Source organism: Burkholderia sp. MSMB1589WGS (assembly GCF_001636105.1).
GTDB lineage: Bacteria > Pseudomonadota > Gammaproteobacteria > Burkholderiales > Burkholderiaceae > Burkholderia > Burkholderia humptydooensis.
Window position 1 is genome coordinate 1,200,423 of record NZ_LNJT01000006.1, and the last position, 14,848, is coordinate 1,215,270.

At 67.5% G+C, this 14,848-nt stretch carries 15 protein-coding genes; 10 read left to right on the forward strand and 5 right to left on the reverse strand.

All coding sequences use genetic code 11. The features are described from left to right. Nucleotides 1-114: 114 nt before the first annotated feature. The gene (locus WT16_RS07805) at nucleotides 115-1,008 is read right to left on the reverse strand and encodes a phytanoyl-CoA dioxygenase family protein (RefSeq protein ID WP_231892033.1); all 894 of its coding nucleotides are present in this window, start codon (nucleotides 1,006-1,008) and stop codon (nucleotides 115-117) included. A 243-nt stretch (nucleotides 1,009-1,251) separates the two neighbouring features. Here WT16_RS07805 and WT16_RS07810 point away from each other — a divergent pair, with 243 nt between their 5' ends. Then, a complete protein-coding gene (locus WT16_RS07810) occupies nucleotides 1,252-1,605 on the forward strand; it encodes a hypothetical protein (protein ID WP_059930647.1) in 354 nt (117 codons plus the stop codon). A 142-nt stretch (nucleotides 1,606-1,747) separates the two neighbouring features. Here WT16_RS07810 and metK read toward each other — a convergent pair whose 3' ends face one another. Beyond that, the gene (metK, locus tag WT16_RS07815) at nucleotides 1,748-2,935 is read right to left on the reverse strand and encodes a methionine adenosyltransferase (RefSeq protein ID WP_006024140.1); all 1,188 of its coding nucleotides are present in this window, start codon (nucleotides 2,933-2,935) and stop codon (nucleotides 1,748-1,750) included. A gap of 266 nt (nucleotides 2,936-3,201) precedes the next feature. Between metK and WT16_RS07820 the strand changes: the two genes are divergently transcribed. From WT16_RS07820 to hslU, 9 genes are all read left to right on the forward strand, one after another. Continuing rightward, nucleotides 3,202-4,086: a lipid A biosynthesis lauroyl acyltransferase gene (locus tag WT16_RS07820; protein WP_006024139.1), complete on the forward strand. Its 885-nt coding sequence runs from the start codon at nucleotides 3,202-3,204 to the stop codon at nucleotides 4,084-4,086. A gap of 40 nt (nucleotides 4,087-4,126) precedes the next feature. Further along, on the forward strand, nucleotides 4,127-4,996 hold the full coding sequence (dapF, locus tag WT16_RS07825; RefSeq protein ID WP_009910968.1) for a diaminopimelate epimerase: 870 nt from the start codon (nucleotides 4,127-4,129) through the stop codon (nucleotides 4,994-4,996). A 46-nt stretch (nucleotides 4,997-5,042) separates the two neighbouring features. After that, nucleotides 5,043-5,756 carry a DUF484 family protein gene (locus tag WT16_RS07830; RefSeq protein WP_015601168.1) on the forward strand — a complete coding sequence of 238 codons (714 nt, stop codon included), beginning with the start codon at nucleotides 5,043-5,045 and terminating at the stop codon, nucleotides 5,754-5,756. 43 nt (nucleotides 5,757-5,799) lie between these two features. Then, nucleotides 5,800-6,720: a tyrosine recombinase XerC gene (xerC, locus tag WT16_RS07835; protein ID WP_063533015.1), complete on the forward strand. Its 921-nt coding sequence runs from the start codon at nucleotides 5,800-5,802 to the stop codon at nucleotides 6,718-6,720. An 80-nt stretch (nucleotides 6,721-6,800) separates the two neighbouring features. After that, nucleotides 6,801-8,072: a class I SAM-dependent rRNA methyltransferase gene (locus WT16_RS07840; protein ID WP_015602026.1), complete on the forward strand. Its 1,272-nt coding sequence runs from the start codon at nucleotides 6,801-6,803 to the stop codon at nucleotides 8,070-8,072. Between the two features lie 177 nt (nucleotides 8,073-8,249). Then, nucleotides 8,250-9,323: a GTP-binding protein gene (locus WT16_RS07845; protein ID WP_006024134.1), complete on the forward strand. Its 1,074-nt coding sequence runs from the start codon at nucleotides 8,250-8,252 to the stop codon at nucleotides 9,321-9,323. 396 nt (nucleotides 9,324-9,719) lie between these two features. Further along, nucleotides 9,720-10,136, forward strand: coding sequence for an RNA polymerase-binding protein DksA (dksA, locus tag WT16_RS07850; RefSeq protein ID WP_006024133.1), 417 nt, complete (start codon nucleotides 9,720-9,722; stop codon nucleotides 10,134-10,136). Nucleotides 10,137-10,400: 264 nt separating this feature from the next. Beyond that, complete coding sequence (gene hslV / locus WT16_RS07855) at nucleotides 10,401-10,937, forward strand: ATP-dependent protease subunit HslV (RefSeq protein WP_006024132.1); 537 nt, start codon at nucleotides 10,401-10,403, stop codon at nucleotides 10,935-10,937. Nucleotides 10,938-10,946: 9 nt separating this feature from the next. Next, nucleotides 10,947-12,290 carry an ATP-dependent protease ATPase subunit HslU gene (hslU, locus tag WT16_RS07860; RefSeq protein ID WP_015601087.1) on the forward strand — a complete coding sequence of 448 codons (1,344 nt, stop codon included), beginning with the start codon at nucleotides 10,947-10,949 and terminating at the stop codon, nucleotides 12,288-12,290. Nucleotides 12,291-12,510: 220 nt separating this feature from the next. Here hslU and WT16_RS07865 read toward each other — a convergent pair whose 3' ends face one another. Genes WT16_RS07865 through WT16_RS07875 form a run of 3 tightly spaced genes read right to left on the reverse strand, consistent with a single transcriptional unit; the run spans nucleotide 12,511 to nucleotide 14,622 of the window. Further along, nucleotides 12,511-13,053, reverse strand: coding sequence for a response regulator transcription factor (locus WT16_RS07865; protein ID WP_006024130.1), 543 nt, complete (start codon nucleotides 13,051-13,053; stop codon nucleotides 12,511-12,513). A 19-nt stretch (nucleotides 13,054-13,072) separates the two neighbouring features. Beyond that, the gene (locus WT16_RS07870) at nucleotides 13,073-14,353 is read right to left on the reverse strand and encodes an ATP-binding protein (protein WP_006024129.1); all 1,281 of its coding nucleotides are present in this window, start codon (nucleotides 14,351-14,353) and stop codon (nucleotides 13,073-13,075) included. A gap of 17 nt (nucleotides 14,354-14,370) precedes the next feature. After that, complete coding sequence (locus WT16_RS07875; RefSeq protein ID WP_015601868.1) at nucleotides 14,371-14,622, reverse strand: cysteine-rich CWC family protein; 252 nt, start codon at nucleotides 14,620-14,622, stop codon at nucleotides 14,371-14,373. Nucleotides 14,623-14,848 lie beyond the last annotated feature (226 nt).

Below are 14,848 nucleotides of genomic sequence, written 5' to 3' on the forward strand. Positions count from 1 at the left end.
CGGTCGTTATCGAGACCGCCATCGCCATGCGCGCGGCTGCGCACCTTTCATCTCATCCCGCGCCGGACGAAGCGCGCCACATCGAGCGTCGCGCCGCCTCGCGCGAACCCTGAACTAGAACCGCACCTCCGGCTTCGACGCCGACCGCGAGCCCGGCACGGGCCGATTGCTGTCGCCGTGATACGTGAACACGAGCGAGAGCTTCACCCGATCGGTGCGGTTCTGACCCGCCGAATGCAGCGTGTTGCAGTGAAAGAACACGACGTCGCCCGCCGCGAGCTCCGGGCACACCGCCTGCTCGATCAACGCCCGGTTCGCCGGCGCGTCGCTGCGGAAGAACTTCGCTTCGTCGAAGCTCTCCGGCCCGAATTCCGCGTCATGCGAGCCCGGCACGAGCCACAGCGCGCCGTTGTCGTCCGTCTCCGGCCCGAGCGCGAGCCACACGGACACGAGGTCCGGGCGCTCGAACGACCAATAGCGCACGTCACGGTGCCAGCCGGTCAGGCTGCCGTACGCCGGGTGCTTCGTCATCACGCAATTGTGATGCGTGCGCGACAGCACCGGTGTCTCGCCGAAATATGCTCGCATCCACGCGCCGATCTCGGGTGCGGTCGCGCGCCTGGCGAACGCCGCGTCGCGCGCATAGGCGTCGAGCAGCCGTCGCACCGTATGACCGCCCGGCGCATGCCGCGATTCGGGCGCGCCCGGATAGCGCAGATCGGCTTCGAATTCGAGCGGCTGCGCCGCCTCGTGCAGTTGCCGCTCGGCGATCGCCTTCAGTTGCGCGCACCCCTCGGGCGCGACGAGCCCCGGTGCGACGACGAAGCCGCGCTCGCGCAGCGTCTGGACCTGCGTGTGAATCAACTCCGGGTGCAAGAAAGACATGGGATGATCGACATAATTGTTATCAACGATCGATTGTAAAGCGGGCGTGCGCGACATGCTCGCAACAATGCCGCGAAGCGAAAAAAGGCACGCGATCGTCGCCGCGAATTTGATGTAACGCAAAGGAACTGTCGGGCGCGCGCTCGCCACTAACTTTGGCTGCCCCGGGGCGGCGCGCCCGGCGCACGAGGGTTAGCGCGACTTCCTGGCGTCACGAAGCCCCTGTAGCCTCGGCACACCTGCTAGTTTTCGCGGGCAGCGGCGCACCGATGCTTTCGGTACGATGGGTTCGACCCTTGCCGCACAACGGCCGTTTTGACATTCGCGCCCTGAAACGGGCCACACTACGAGCGAATTACTTTCGTCATGCCTTTCCGTCTGACTTCCCGTCTTCACCGCACCCCGAAGAGCGCGCCGTCGGCGCCGCACCGGATCGTGCGCGCGTTGCGCCACCACAGCGCGCGCTCGAGCGTGCTCGCCGAGCGCGCGCGCCAGCACCAGCCGCGGCTCGATGGTCTGCGCGCATGGCTGCACGCGTTCCTGTCGCTGATGAGCGCCCATGCCGCAGCGCGTCGCACCGCGCTGCGCTCGCTGCTGCAAAAGCCGTCGCTGCGGCTGCGCGCACCGTCGCTGCACCGCGCAAGTGTCGCGCCGCGCCGGATCAACCGGCCGCGCCGTCTCGCGACGAGCACCGGCTGGTTCGTGTTCGCCGCGCGCTAGGCGCGGCATCACACGGCACGCGCCGCCGCGCGCGTCCGACGCGGATCGCGCCGATGCGCAACGCGAGCCGCGGCCCGAAGCGCAACCGAAAATAAAAAACCCCGGCGATACCGGGGTTTTTGTTTGCCATCGCGAACGTGCGTCAGGCGACTTGCACGGCCGGCTCGACGCCCGCCGCCTCGGCGAGCGCGAGCGCCTTGTCGGCGGCTTCCCACGAGAATTCCGGCTCTTCGCGGCCGAAGTGGCCGTAAGCGGCGGTCTTCTCGTAGATCGGACGCAGCAGATCGAGCATCTGGATGATGCCCTTCGGACGCAGGTCGAAGTGCTCGCGCACGAGCCTCGTGATCGTCTCGTCGGACACGCGGCCCGTGCCGAACGTGTTGACCATCACCGAGGTCGGCTCGGCGACGCCGATCGCATACGACACCTGGATCAGCGCGCGCGACGCAAGGCCCGCGGCGACGATGTTCTTCGCGACGTAGCGGCCCGCGTAAGCGGCCGAGCGGTCGACCTTCGACGGGTCCTTGCCCGAGAACGCGCCGCCGCCGTGCGGGGCTGCGCCGCCGTAGGTGTCGACGATGATCTTGCGGCCGGTCAGCCCGCAATCGCCTTGCGGGCCGCCGATCACGAAGCGGCCGGTCGGATTCACGAGGAACTTGATGTCGCCCTTGATCAGGTCGGCGGGCAGCGTCGGCTTGATGATCTCTTCGATCACCGCTTCGCGCAGCGCGGGCAGATCGATGTCCGGCGCGTGCTGCGTCGACAGCACGACGGTATCGATCGAGTGCGGCTTGCCGTCGACGTAGCGAACCGTCACCTGCGATTTCGCGTCCGGACGCAGCCACGGCAGGCGGCCGTCGCGGCGCAGGTTCGCCTGGCGCTCGACGAGGCGGTGCGACAGATGGATCGGCAGCGGCATCAGCTCGGGCGTTTCGTCGCACGCGTAGCCGAACATCAGGCCCTGGTCGCCCGCGCCTTGATCGAGGTTGTTGTCGTGCGCGCGATCGACGCCTTGCGCGATGTCGGGCGACTGCTTGTCGTACGCGACGAGCACCGCGCAGCCGCGGTAGTCGATGCCGTAATCGGTGTTGTCGTAACCGATGCGCTTGATCGTGTCGCGCGCGATCTGGATGTAGTCGATGTTCGCCGTCGTCGTGATTTCGCCGGCCAGCACGACGAGGCCGGTGTTGCACAGCGTTTCGGCCGCAACACGGGAGTACTTGTCTTGCGCGAGGATTGCGTCGAGGATCGCGTCGGAGATTTGGTCTGCGACCTTGTCCGGATGGCCTTCGGAAACGGATTCGGACGTAAAGAGATATTCGTTTGCCACGTTCTCAGGCTCCTGTTGTGGTTACGGTTGAAGTTCACGTAGCCAGCTTCCAGAGGCCCGAAGTGGCGACGCTTTAGCGGATTTCCTGCGCCGTGGGCGCTCGTCGCGCCCGCCGGCTTCGCCCCGCAAGTTGTCAGTTAACTCGGCGAAGCCCGTATTATAGCGGCTTTCTCGAATTGTCACAGAGCGTCCATCGTGCGGCTCCTTCCACTGTCCTTCAACCCTGCTCTCATCGCGCCGGCCGGCCGGATCGACGGAGGATTCGCATGCTAGGCCGTCTCGGCACACAGCTCGCCGTCGCGTTTCTCAAATTCCTCGCGGTCCTGCCCTACGGCCTGACCGCGCGACTCGGCGACGGCCTGGGCTGGCTGCTCTACCAGATCCCCAGCCGGCGCAAGCGCATCGTACACACCAATTTGAAACTCTGCTTCCCTGATTGGAGCGACGCGCGCCGCGAGGAAGTCGCCGGCCGGCACTTCCGGCACGCGATCCGCAGCTACGTCGAGCGCAGCATCCAGTGGTTCGGCTCCGCGAAAAAGCTCGAAAAGTTGATCCAGGTCGACAGCGCGGTCGACCTCGCCGACCCGAACCTGCCGCCGACGCTCTTCCTCGGGCTGCACTTCGTCGGCATCGAGGCGGGCTCGATCTGGCTGAACCGGTCGCTGCAACGCCGCTGCGGCTCGCTGTACCAGCCGTTCTCGAACCCGACGCTCGAAGCCGTCGCGAAAGCCGCGCGCGGCCGCTTCGACGCCGAGATGGTCGGCCGCGCCGACAGCGCGCGCGTCGTGCTGCGCTGGCTGCGCGACCGCAAGCCGGTGATGCTCGGCGCCGACATGGATTACGGCCTGCGCAACTCGACGTTCGTGCCGTTCTTCGGCGTCCCCGCGTGCACGCTGACCGCGGTCGGCCGGCTCGCGAAGACGGGCCATGCGCAGGTCGTGCCGTTCATCGGCGAAGTGCTGCCCGATTACCGGGGTTATCGGCTGAAAATCTTCAAGCCTTGGGAAAATTATCCGACGGGCGACGACGACCTCGACGCGCGCCGGATGAACGCGTTCCTCGAAGAGCAGATTCCGCTGATGCCCGAGCAGTATTACTGGGTGCACAAGCGCTTCAAGACGCGCCCGCCCGGCGAGCCGAGCCTCTATTGACCCCGCCGCCGCGGCATGCCCGCGGCATACAATAGCGCCCATGAAACTCTCGTTTACCAAGATGCACGGCGCGGGCAACGACTTCGTCGTGCTCGACGGCTACAGCCGCGCGCTGCCCCCGCTCACCGGCGCGCAGGTGCGCGCGCTCGCCGACCGCCACTTCGGGATCGGCGCCGATCAGTTGCTGCTCGTCGAAAAGCCCACCGTCGACGGCGCCGATTTCAAATACCGGATCTTCAACTGCGACGGCGGCGAGGTCGAGCACTGCGGCAACGGCGCGCGCTGCTTCGTCAAGTTCGTCCGCGACCGCGGGCTCACCGACGAGGCAAGCGTGCGCGTCGAAGTCAAGCACGGCGTGATCACGCTGACGATGCAGGACAACGGCGAGGTCGTCGTCGACATGGGCGCGCCCGTGTTCGAGCCGGCGCGCGTGCCGTTCGACGCGAGCGGCCTCGAAGGCCGCCGCGAGGGCGCCGACACGCTGTGGCCGCTGCCCGTGAACGGCGCGACGCGCTGGATCTCGGTCGTGTCGATGGGCAATCCGCACGCGGTGCAGATCGTCGACGACGCAAAGGCGGCCCCGGTGCTCGCCGATGGCCCCGCGATCGAGCGCCACCCGCGTTTCCCGCAGCGCGTGAACGCGGGCTTCATGCAGATCGTGTCGCGGCACGAGGTGAACCTGCGCGTGTACGAGCGCGGCGCGGGCGAGACGCTCGCGTGCGGCACGGGCGCGTGCGCGGCCGTCGCGGCGGGCATCCGGCGCGGGCAACTCGATTCGCCCGTCACGGTCCATACGCATGGCGGCACGCTGACGATCTCGTGGGACGGCGCGCGCGACGAACGCGCGCCGCTCAAGATGGCCGGCCCCGCGACGACCGTCTTCGAAGGCGTGATCGAGCTGCCCGCCTGACCTTTTGTAGCCTGACCTTTCATTTGCCGAAGCCGAACGAAGCGCCATGAACGATCGCGAAGTCGCAGACTACCTGCTCGCCAACCCCGAATTCTTCGCCCAGCACGCGGAACTGCTCGCGACGATCAAGCTCGCGAATCCGCACGGCAAGGCCGCGGTGTCGCTTCAGGAGCGGCAGATGGAGATGCTGCGGGACAAGAACAAGCATCTCGAACGCCGGCTCGCCGAGCTGCTGCGCTACGGTCACGAAAACGACGGGCTCGCCGCGAAGTTCAACCGCTGGACGGCGCGCGTGATCGCCGAGCGCGATCCGTACGCACTGCCGCGCGCGATCGCGGGCGGCTTGGCCGACGTGTTCGACGTCCCGCAGACGGCGCTCAGGCTCTGGGACGTCGCCGAGACCTACGCGCAAGCCGATTTCGCGCGCAACGTCGGCGAGGAGGTGCGCCTCTTCACGAACAGTCTTGCGACCCCATATTGCGGCGCGAATACCGGCTTCGAGGCCGCGCAGTGGCTCGCGCCCGTCGCGGCCGCGCCCGTCGCAGCCGACGGCGAAGCCCCCGCGGCGAGCGGCGCCGCCGAATCGGTCGCGCTGATCGCGCTGCGCGCGAGCGCCGCGGGCGAAGGCGCGGGCGCGTTCGGCCTGCTCGTGCTGGGCTCGCCTGACCCGCGGCGCTTCCACGACGGCATGGGCACCGACTTCCTCGCGCAGATCGGCACGCTCGCGAGCGCAGCGCTCACGCGCCTGCTGCCGCACTGACGGCCGCGCGCCGCGCCCCGCCTTCCGCCCGCCGACACGCGCCATGACCGCCGATCCGATCGCCGACTACCTGTCGAACCTGCGGCACGTGAGGAAGCTGTCGGATCACACGCTGCGCGCGTACGCGCACGAACTCGACGAACTGAAGAAGCTCGCGAACGGCCGCCCGCTCGAAAGCCTCACGGCCGTCGACATGCGCGGCGCCGTCGCGCGCGCGCATGCGGGCGGCCTGTCCGCGCGTTCGATCTCGCACCGGCTGTCCGCGTGGCGCGCGTTCTACCGCTGGTTTTCGCAGCACGTCGAGATGAACGCGAATCCGGTCGCGGCCGTGCGCGCGCCGAAGCACGCGAAGACGCTGCCGAAGGCGCTGTCCGTCGACGACGCGGCCGCGCTGATGGACGCGCCGACGGCCGGCACCGCCGAGAGCCTGCGCGATCACGCGATCCTCGAGCTGTTCTATTCGTCCGGGCTGCGGCTCGCCGAGCTGATCGGCCTCGACATCGAATACGCGAAGGACGGCGACTACCGCTCCGAAGGCTGGCTCGACCTCGCCGAAGCGGAAGTCACGGTGCGCGGCAAGGGCGACAAGGAGCGCAAGGTGCCCGTCGGCCGCAAGGCGATCGACGCGCTGAACGCCTGGCTCGCGGTGCGCGGCGAGTTCGTGAAGCGCGATCCGCGGCCGCTCTTCCTGTCGGTGCGCGGCAACCGGATGTCGCCCGGCGTCGTGCGCGAGCGCGTGAAGCGCGCGGCGCTCGCGGCGGGCATTCCGGCGAACGTGCATCCGCACGTGCTGCGCCACTCGTTCGCGACGCACGTACTGCAATCGAGCGGGGATCTGCGCGCGGTGCAGGAGCTGCTCGGCCACGCGAGCATCTCGGCGACGCAGGTCTATACGTCGCTCGACTTCCTGCATCTCGCGAAGATCTACGACAGCGCGCATCCGCGCGCGAAGAAGCGCGACTGACGCGCGCCGCCGCGCTCGCCGAATCACTGAATCACCGAATCACACTCCGCCGCGCCCGGCGCGGCTTTTTCGATCCCGACATGCATACCGTTACGCTCAAGCCGTCGAAAGACAAATCCCTGCTGCGCCGCCATCCGTGGGTCTACGCGAACGCGATCGACCGCGTCGACGGCAAGCCCGCGCCCGGCGCGACCGTCATCGTTCGCGCGCACGACGGGCGCTTCCTCGCGCGGGCGGCGTACAGCCCGCATTCGCAGATCCGCCTGCGCGCGTGGAGCTTCGACGAGAACGAGCCGATCGACCACGCGTTCTTCAAGCGGCGCGTGCAGCGCGCGATCGCGCATCGCCGCGCGATGATCGCGGGCACGGGCGCGGTGCGTCTCGTGTTCGGCGAGGCGGACGGGCTGCCGGGGCTCATCGTCGATCACTACGTCGCGGCGCCGATCCCCGCCGGCGACGCCGCCGCGCGCGCCACCGAAGGCGATGCGGCGCAGCAGGCCGCGCCGGGCGAAGGCGCGGGCCGCGGCCAGCTCGTCTGCCAGTTCATGGCGGCGGGCGTCGAGCACTGGAAGGACGCGATCGTCGCGGCGCTCGTCGCGGCGACCGGTTGCCCGAACGTCTACGAGCGCTCGGACGTATCGATCCGCGAGAAGGAAGGGCTCGAGCAGACGACGGGCGTGCTCGCGGGCGACGCGCCGCCCGACACGCTGATCGCGAACGAGAACGGCGTGCTGTATCACGTCGACGTCCGCAACGGCCACAAGACGGGCTTCTACGTCGACCAGCGCGAGAACCGCGCGCTCGTCGCGCAGTACGCGCGCGGGCGCGACGTGCTCAACTGCTTCTGCTACACGGGCGGCTTCTCGCTCGCGGCGCTCAAGGGCGGCGCGAAGCGGGTCGTGTCGATCGATTCGTCGGGCGACGCGCTCGCGCTCGCGCAGCGCAACGTCGCCGCGAACGGCTTCGACGCCGCGCGCGCCGAGTGGCTCGACGCCGACGCGTTCAGGACGCTGCGCCGTCTCGTCGATGAAGGCGAGCGCTTCGACCTGATCGTGCTCGACCCGCCGAAGTTCGCGCCGACGCGCGACAGCGTCGAGCGCGCGGCGCGCGCGTACAAGGACATCAACCTGAGCGGCTTCAAGCTGCTGCGCCCGGGCGGCCTGCTGTTCACGTACTCGTGCTCGGGCGCGATCGACATGGACCTGTTCCAGAAGATCGTCGCGGGCGCGGCGGCCGACGCGAAGGTCGACGCGCGGCTCCTGAAGCGGCTCGGCGCGGGCGTCGACCACCCGCTCCTGACCGCGTTCCCCGAAGGCGAATATCTGAAGGGGCTGCTGTTGCAAATCGCGTGATCGCCCCGATCTGAGCGGGCGGCGCTGTGCGAGCCCGCGCCGCGCCGGCCGTCCGGCCGGCAGCGGGGGCTTGACAGGTATGTTTCAATAAACGGCTGAGCGCTCGAAAAAGTTTCGCCGGGCGCGCTGTTTCCAGCCGTTTTGACCCCGTTTCACGAACCACAGGCGACCGACGACATGGCCATTCCCGTCACCATCCTCACGGGCTTCCTCGGCAGCGGCAAGACGACGCTGCTCAAGCGCATCCTGAACGAACAGCACGGCATGAAGATCGCCGTGATCGAAAACGAGTTCGGCGAAGAAAACATCGACAACGAAATCCTCGTCCAGGATTCGAACGAGCAGATCATCCAGATGAGCAACGGCTGCATCTGCTGCACGATCCGCGGCGACCTCGCGCGCGTGCTCGCCGAGCTCGCCGCGAACAAGCGCGACGGCAAGTTCGACTTCGACCGCGTGGTGATCGAGACGACGGGCCTCGCGAATCCGGGCCCCGTCGCGCAGACGTTCTTCATCGACAGCGAGATCGCCGACGAATTCCTGCTCGATGCGGTCATCACGCTCGTCGACGCGAAGCACGCCGACACGCAGCTCGACGAGCACGAGGTCGTGCAGCGGCAGGTCGGCTTCGCCGATCGCCTGTTCATCACGAAGGCGGACCTCGTCGACGACGAGACGGTGTCCGAGCTGAAGCACCGCCTGCTGCACATGAACCCGAGGGCGGCGATCAAGGTCGTGAACTTCGGCGATGCGGACATCAAGGAGATCTTCGACCTGCGCGGCTTCAACCTGAACGCGAAGCTCGAGATCGATCCGGACTTCCTCGCGGAAGACGAGCACGAGCACGCGCATCACCACGATCACGACCACGATCACGCGCATTGCGATCACGATCACGGCCATTGCGAGCACGATCACGAGCACGGCCACCATCATCATCACGCGCACCACGACGACAAGATCAAGTCGTTCGTCTACCGCAACGATCGCCCGTTCGATCCGAACAAGCTCGAAGACTTCCTGGGCGGGATCCTGCAGATCTACGGCGAGCGGATGCTGCGCTACAAGGGCGTGCTGTACATGAAGGGCGTCGACCGCAAGGTCGTGTTCCAGGGCGTGCACCAGATGATGGGCAGCGATCTCGCCGCGAAGTGGCTGCCGGTCGAGAAGAAGACCAACAAGATGGTGTTCATCGGCGTCGACCTGCCGCGCGACCTCATCACCGACGGCCTCGACGCCTGCCTCGCGTAACCTGCCGCCCGCCGGGAAGCCCGCCGGGCCGGCGCACGGCCGTCATCGCTTTTTCCTGATTTGCGGGTTATATTTTCAGGATACCGCTTGACCGGCAGGGGATCGACCCGATACGGCGAGGGCTTGCGATTCAGTTACAATACCTGCCCGCTGGAGAAGGGCGGCGGCAGGCCCGATCCTCGCGTGAAGCCCGGGCGGCAGGTAGAGCGCAGGGGACGGCCGCCCGCCGGTCACGCGCAATCCGGTCCCCGAGGGAGTACTGAACGAAACGGGCCGGGTATCCGGAGGCTTTCGGCCCCGTCACAGCGAATGGCAAACAATTGCAAGGGCTGTTGCGGGTAATCCCAAAGTGCGGGCAATATCCATGGATTCGCCGCACATTGAAGAAGCAAGCAGATGACGAAGAAACTCTTGACCGAAGCCGAAATCCTGAAGATGAGCGACAAGGATTACATGAATGAGGATCAGCTCGCCTTCTTCAAAAATCGGCTCGAACAATTGCAGGCGGAAATTCTCCGCAATGCGGGCCAGACGACCGAGAATCTGCGCGAAACGGTGATCGTGCCGGACCCCGCCGATCGCGCGACGATCGAGGAAGAGCACGCGCTCGAACTGCGCACGCGCGACCGCGAACGCAAGCTTCTCAAGAAGGTCCAGCAATCGCTCGCCCGCATCGAATCGGGCGAGTACGGCTGGTGCGAAGAGACGGGCGAGCCGATCGGCATCCCGCGTCTGCTCGCACGTCCGACGGCCACGCTGTCGCTCGAAGCGCAGGAGCGCCGCGAGCTGCGTCAGAAGCTGTTCGGCGACTGACACCCACCCGGCGCGGCCCGCCTTCCGCGCCTCACACGCTTTGTCCAAAGCGCGCGGCCTGCCGCGCGCTTTTGTTTTGCCCGCCGCCGCTTTGCTTTCCGCCGCGGCGGCGCCCGCCGCACGCCGCCCTTGATATCGCGGCGCCCGCCCTAAAATGAAGACCATGCGCGTCGAGCCGGCCGGCAGGGCCCCGCTCGCGCGCGCCGCAGCACGCGGCGGCGCCTTCGCGCGTCCCGCCTCCCCCGTCTTTCTCGAGGAATCCAGATGGAGCAATTTCACGGCACGACGATCGTCTCCGTGCGGCGTGGCGACAAGGTCGCGCTCGGCGGCGACGGCCAGGTCACGCTCGGCAATATCGTGATGAAGGGCGGTGCGCGCAAGGTGCGCCGCATCTACAACAACCAGGTGCTCGTCGGCTTCGCGGGCGGCACGGCCGACGCGTTCTCGCTCCTCGACCGCTTCGAGGCGAAGCTCGAAAAGCACCAGGGCAACCTGACGCGCGCGGCCGTCGAGCTCGCGAAGGACTGGCGCACCGATCGCATGTTGCGCCGCCTCGAAGCGATGCTGATCGCGGCCGACGCGACGTCGACGCTCGTCATCACCGGCAACGGCGACGTGCTCGACCCCGAGGGCGGGATCTGCGCGATCGGCTCGGGCGGCGCGTATGCGCAGGCCGCCGCGCGCGCGCTCGCCGAGAACACCGATCTGTCCCCGCGCGAGATCGTCGAGAAGGCGCTCGAGATCGCGGGCGACATGTGCATCTATACGAACCACAACCGGATCATCGAGACCATCGAGTAAGGAGAAGCCGTGAGCACCATGACCCCTGCCGAGATCGTCTCGGAACTCGACAAGCACATCATCGGCCAGGACAAGGCGAAGAAGGCCGTCGCGGTCGCGCTGCGCAACCGCTGGCGCCGCCAGCAGGTCGCCGAGCCACTGCGCCAGGAGATCACGCCGAAGAACATCCTGATGATCGGGCCGACGGGCGTCGGCAAGACCGAGATCGCGCGGCGCCTGGCGAAGCTCGCCGACGCGCCGTTCATCAAGATCGAGGCGACCAAGTTCACCGAAGTCGGCTACGTCGGGCGCGACGTCGACAGCATCGTGCGCGACCTGATCGAGATCTCGGTCAAGCAGACCCGCGAAACGGAGATGCGCAAGGTGCGCAGCAAGGCGACCGATCTCGCCGAAGACCGCATCCTCGACGTGCTGCTGCCGCAGCCGCGCGCGGTGGGCTTCGGCGCGAGCGCCGAGCATGCGAACGACGACAACAACGCGACGCGCCAGACGTTTCGCAAGCGCCTGCGCGAAGGCCAGCTCGACGACAAGGAAATCGAGCTCGACATCGAGCAGCCGACGGTCGGCATGGACATCATGGCGCCTCCCGGCATGGAGGAGATGACCGAGCAGATCCGCTCGATGTTCTCGAACCTGGGCGGCGGCAAGAAGCAGCGCCGCAAGGTGAAGATCAAGGAGGCGCTGAAGCTGCTGACCGACGAGGAAGCGGCGAAGATGCTCAACGACGAGGAAGTGAAGACGAAGGCCGTGCAGAACGTCGAGCAGAACGGCATCGTGTTCCTCGACGAGATCGACAAGATCACGTCGCGCAACCACGAAGGCGGCGGCGGCGAGGTGTCGCGGCAGGGCGTGCAGCGCGATCTGCTGCCGCTCGTCGAAGGCACGACGATCAACACGAAGTACGGGATGGTGAAGACCGATCACATCCTGTTCATCGCGAGCGGCGCGTTCCATCTCGCGAAGCCGAGCGACCTGATTCCCGAGCTGCAGGGGCGCTTTCCGATCCGCGTCGAGCTCGAGTCGCTGTCGGTGAAGGATTTCGAAGCGATTCTCGTCGCGACCGACGCGAGCCTCGTCAAGCAGTATCAGGCGCTCCTCGCAACCGAGGACGTCAAGCTCGAATTCGCCGACGAAGGCATCCGCCGGCTCGCCGAGATCGCGTATGCGGTCAACGAGAAGACCGAGAACATCGGCGCGCGGCGCCTGTACACGGTGATCGAGAAGCTGCTCGAGGAAGTGTCGTTCGCGGCGGGCAATCACGCCGGCCAGAGCGTGACGATCGATGCGGCGTATGTCGACCGCGCGCTCGGCGAGGTGTCGAAGGACGAGGATCTGTCGCGCTACGTGCTGTGACGCGAAGCGGCTTCGCCGCCGTTGCTCGAGAAAAACGGGCCGTCCCTTGCGGGGCGGCCCGTTTTTTCGTTGCGCCACGTAGCGGATCTTCGGTGTCGATCGGTCGAAACCGGCGATCGATTGCGGACCGGCTGCGGCCGGTCATCCGCCGACCGGCCATTGGTCAACTGCGAGTCAACTGCGGGTCAACTGCCGCCGGCCGACGTCCGCGGCGCGCCTTTTACTGCCGCACCGGCTTCTTCGCGAGCTTGCGCTGCAGCGTGCGGCGGTGCATGTTCAGCGCGCGCGCGGTCGCCGAGATGTTGTTGTTGTTCTCCGCGAGCACGCGCTGGATGTGCTCCCATTCGAGCCGGTCCACCGACAGCACGACCGGATTCTCGAGCGCCTCGTCGGCCTGCACCTCGCTCGCGTTCGTCTGCAGCGCCGCAAGGATCGACTCGACGTTCGCCGGCTTCGCGAGGTAGTTGTCCGCGCCGTCCTTCACCGCCTGCACCGCGGTCGCGATGCTCGCGTAGCCGGTCAGCACGAGGATCCGCGCGTCGGGCTGCAGATCGCACAGCGGCGCGATGAGGCTCAGGCCCGAATCGTTGCCGAGGTGCAGGTCGACGGTGATGAACTGGAACTTTTCGGCGCCCGCGAGCTTGAGCGCCTCGTCCTTGTTGTGCGCCTGCCGCACCACGTAGCCGCGGCGCTCGAGCCCGCGCGCCAGCGTACCGGCAAACACTTCGTTGTCGTCAATCACGAGGAAATTCTTGTCGCTCATTTGCATCACTCCATCTGGTCTATCCGTTTTCGTTCGCCATCTCGGCCGCTACCTGGCGTGCGACCGGCAGCCGCAGGATCGCCCGCGTGCCGCGCGGCCGCGCGTCGGCGAGCTCGATCGAGCCGCCCAGGCGCGCCGCCGCGCTGAACGCGAGGTACAGGCCAACCCCGTGGCCGCCCTGCGTGCTGTCGACGGGCGCCGCACCGAGCGTGTCGCGCAACGCGGCCGGGATGCCCGGCCCGTTGTCGCAGACCTCGAACTCGATTTCGTCGTGCGCGCCGTCGTGCGCGATCGTTGCCGCCAGCGTAACGCGATCGCGGCTCGCGCGCGCGGCATTGTCGAGCAGGATGGTCAGGATCTGGCCGACCGCGACCGTGTCGTCGAGCGCGACGCCCGAGGGCTGCGGCCCCAACTGCTCGAACAGCACGTGCGGATGGCGCAGCCGCCAATGCTCGACGAACGTGTCGAGCCACTCGCCCACGGGCTCGCGGCTCGGCCGCTCCGATGCGCGGCTTCTCAGGCGCGCGAGCGCCGACGTGCACTGCGACATCTGCTCCTCGAGCACCTTCAGGTCCGCATCGTAGCGCGCGAGCCCCGCGTCCGTGCGGGCGGCCTCGCGCAATTCCTCGGTCAGCATCGCGATCGTCGACAGCGGCGTGCCCATCTCGTGCGCGACGGTGGCCGCCTGCACGCCGAGCGCGACCGCGCGCTCATCGCGCAACAGCGCCTGCTGCGCCTCGCCGAGCGCCGCGTCGCGCTGGCGCAGCGCGCTCGACATCCGCGCGACGAACCACGCGATGAGCCCGACGCTCACCATGAAGTTCACCCACATGCCCGCACGAAAATAATCGAACAGATTCGCGGGATTATCCAGGTTGAGCGGCACCGAATCGAAGCCGAGCGCGAGGTAGCACGCGACCGCGAACGCCGCGAGCCAGATCATCAGGTGCCACGGCAGCACCGCGGCCGCGATCGCGAGCGACGGCAAGTAGAGCGAAACGAACGGGTTCGTCGTCCCGCCAGACAGGAAGAGGAGCGCCGAAAGCGCGCCCAGGTCGACCCACAGTTGGCCGAGCAGCTCGAAATTGGTCTCGGGCCGCGCGCGCAACACGCGCACCCACGTGAGCGCGTTGAACACGATTTCGAGCGCGATCACCATCAGCATCGCGGGCAACGGCAAATGAACGCCGAAATAGGTCTGTACGACAGCGATCGTGACCAGTTGGCCGATGATCGCCAGATTGCGCAACCAGAACAGATGGCTCAGGTTGACACGTCCGGTAGTGGTGATTCGTTGCATCCGCGCAGTTTACCTTCTCAGTCTTCGCGCTCTGGGCGATCCGTCCCTTCGTCCCTCATGCCAGCCGCGACACGCCGGGCGATCTCGTCGGCCAGGCATTCCGGGCACAGGCAGCGCGCCCCCGTCGCGGGTTGCGCGCCCGCCGGCAGCGCCGGCATCGCCGCGCACCAGCAGGTGAACGGACGCGTGCGGGCGCCGCAGTCGAACGCGCTGCCGCAGCGCGGGCAGCGCTTGCTGGTCAGGCCGGACGGGGCGGCGGGCTCGGTCATCGCAATTGGGCCGGGTCAAGCCAGGACAGGGACGAAAACGACAAAAAGGGTGAATGTCTGCGCCGGCCGCAACGGCGATCCGCCGCCTCGCGGCGCGCAGCCGGGCGTCACGTGCCAAGCATAAGCGCCGCACGCGGAAATTGCATGCGGATCGCGCAGGAAAACCGCACTTTTTCCGGTCGCGGCGCCCGGTTTCGATGTGCGCGCCGCCCATCGTCCGAACGGC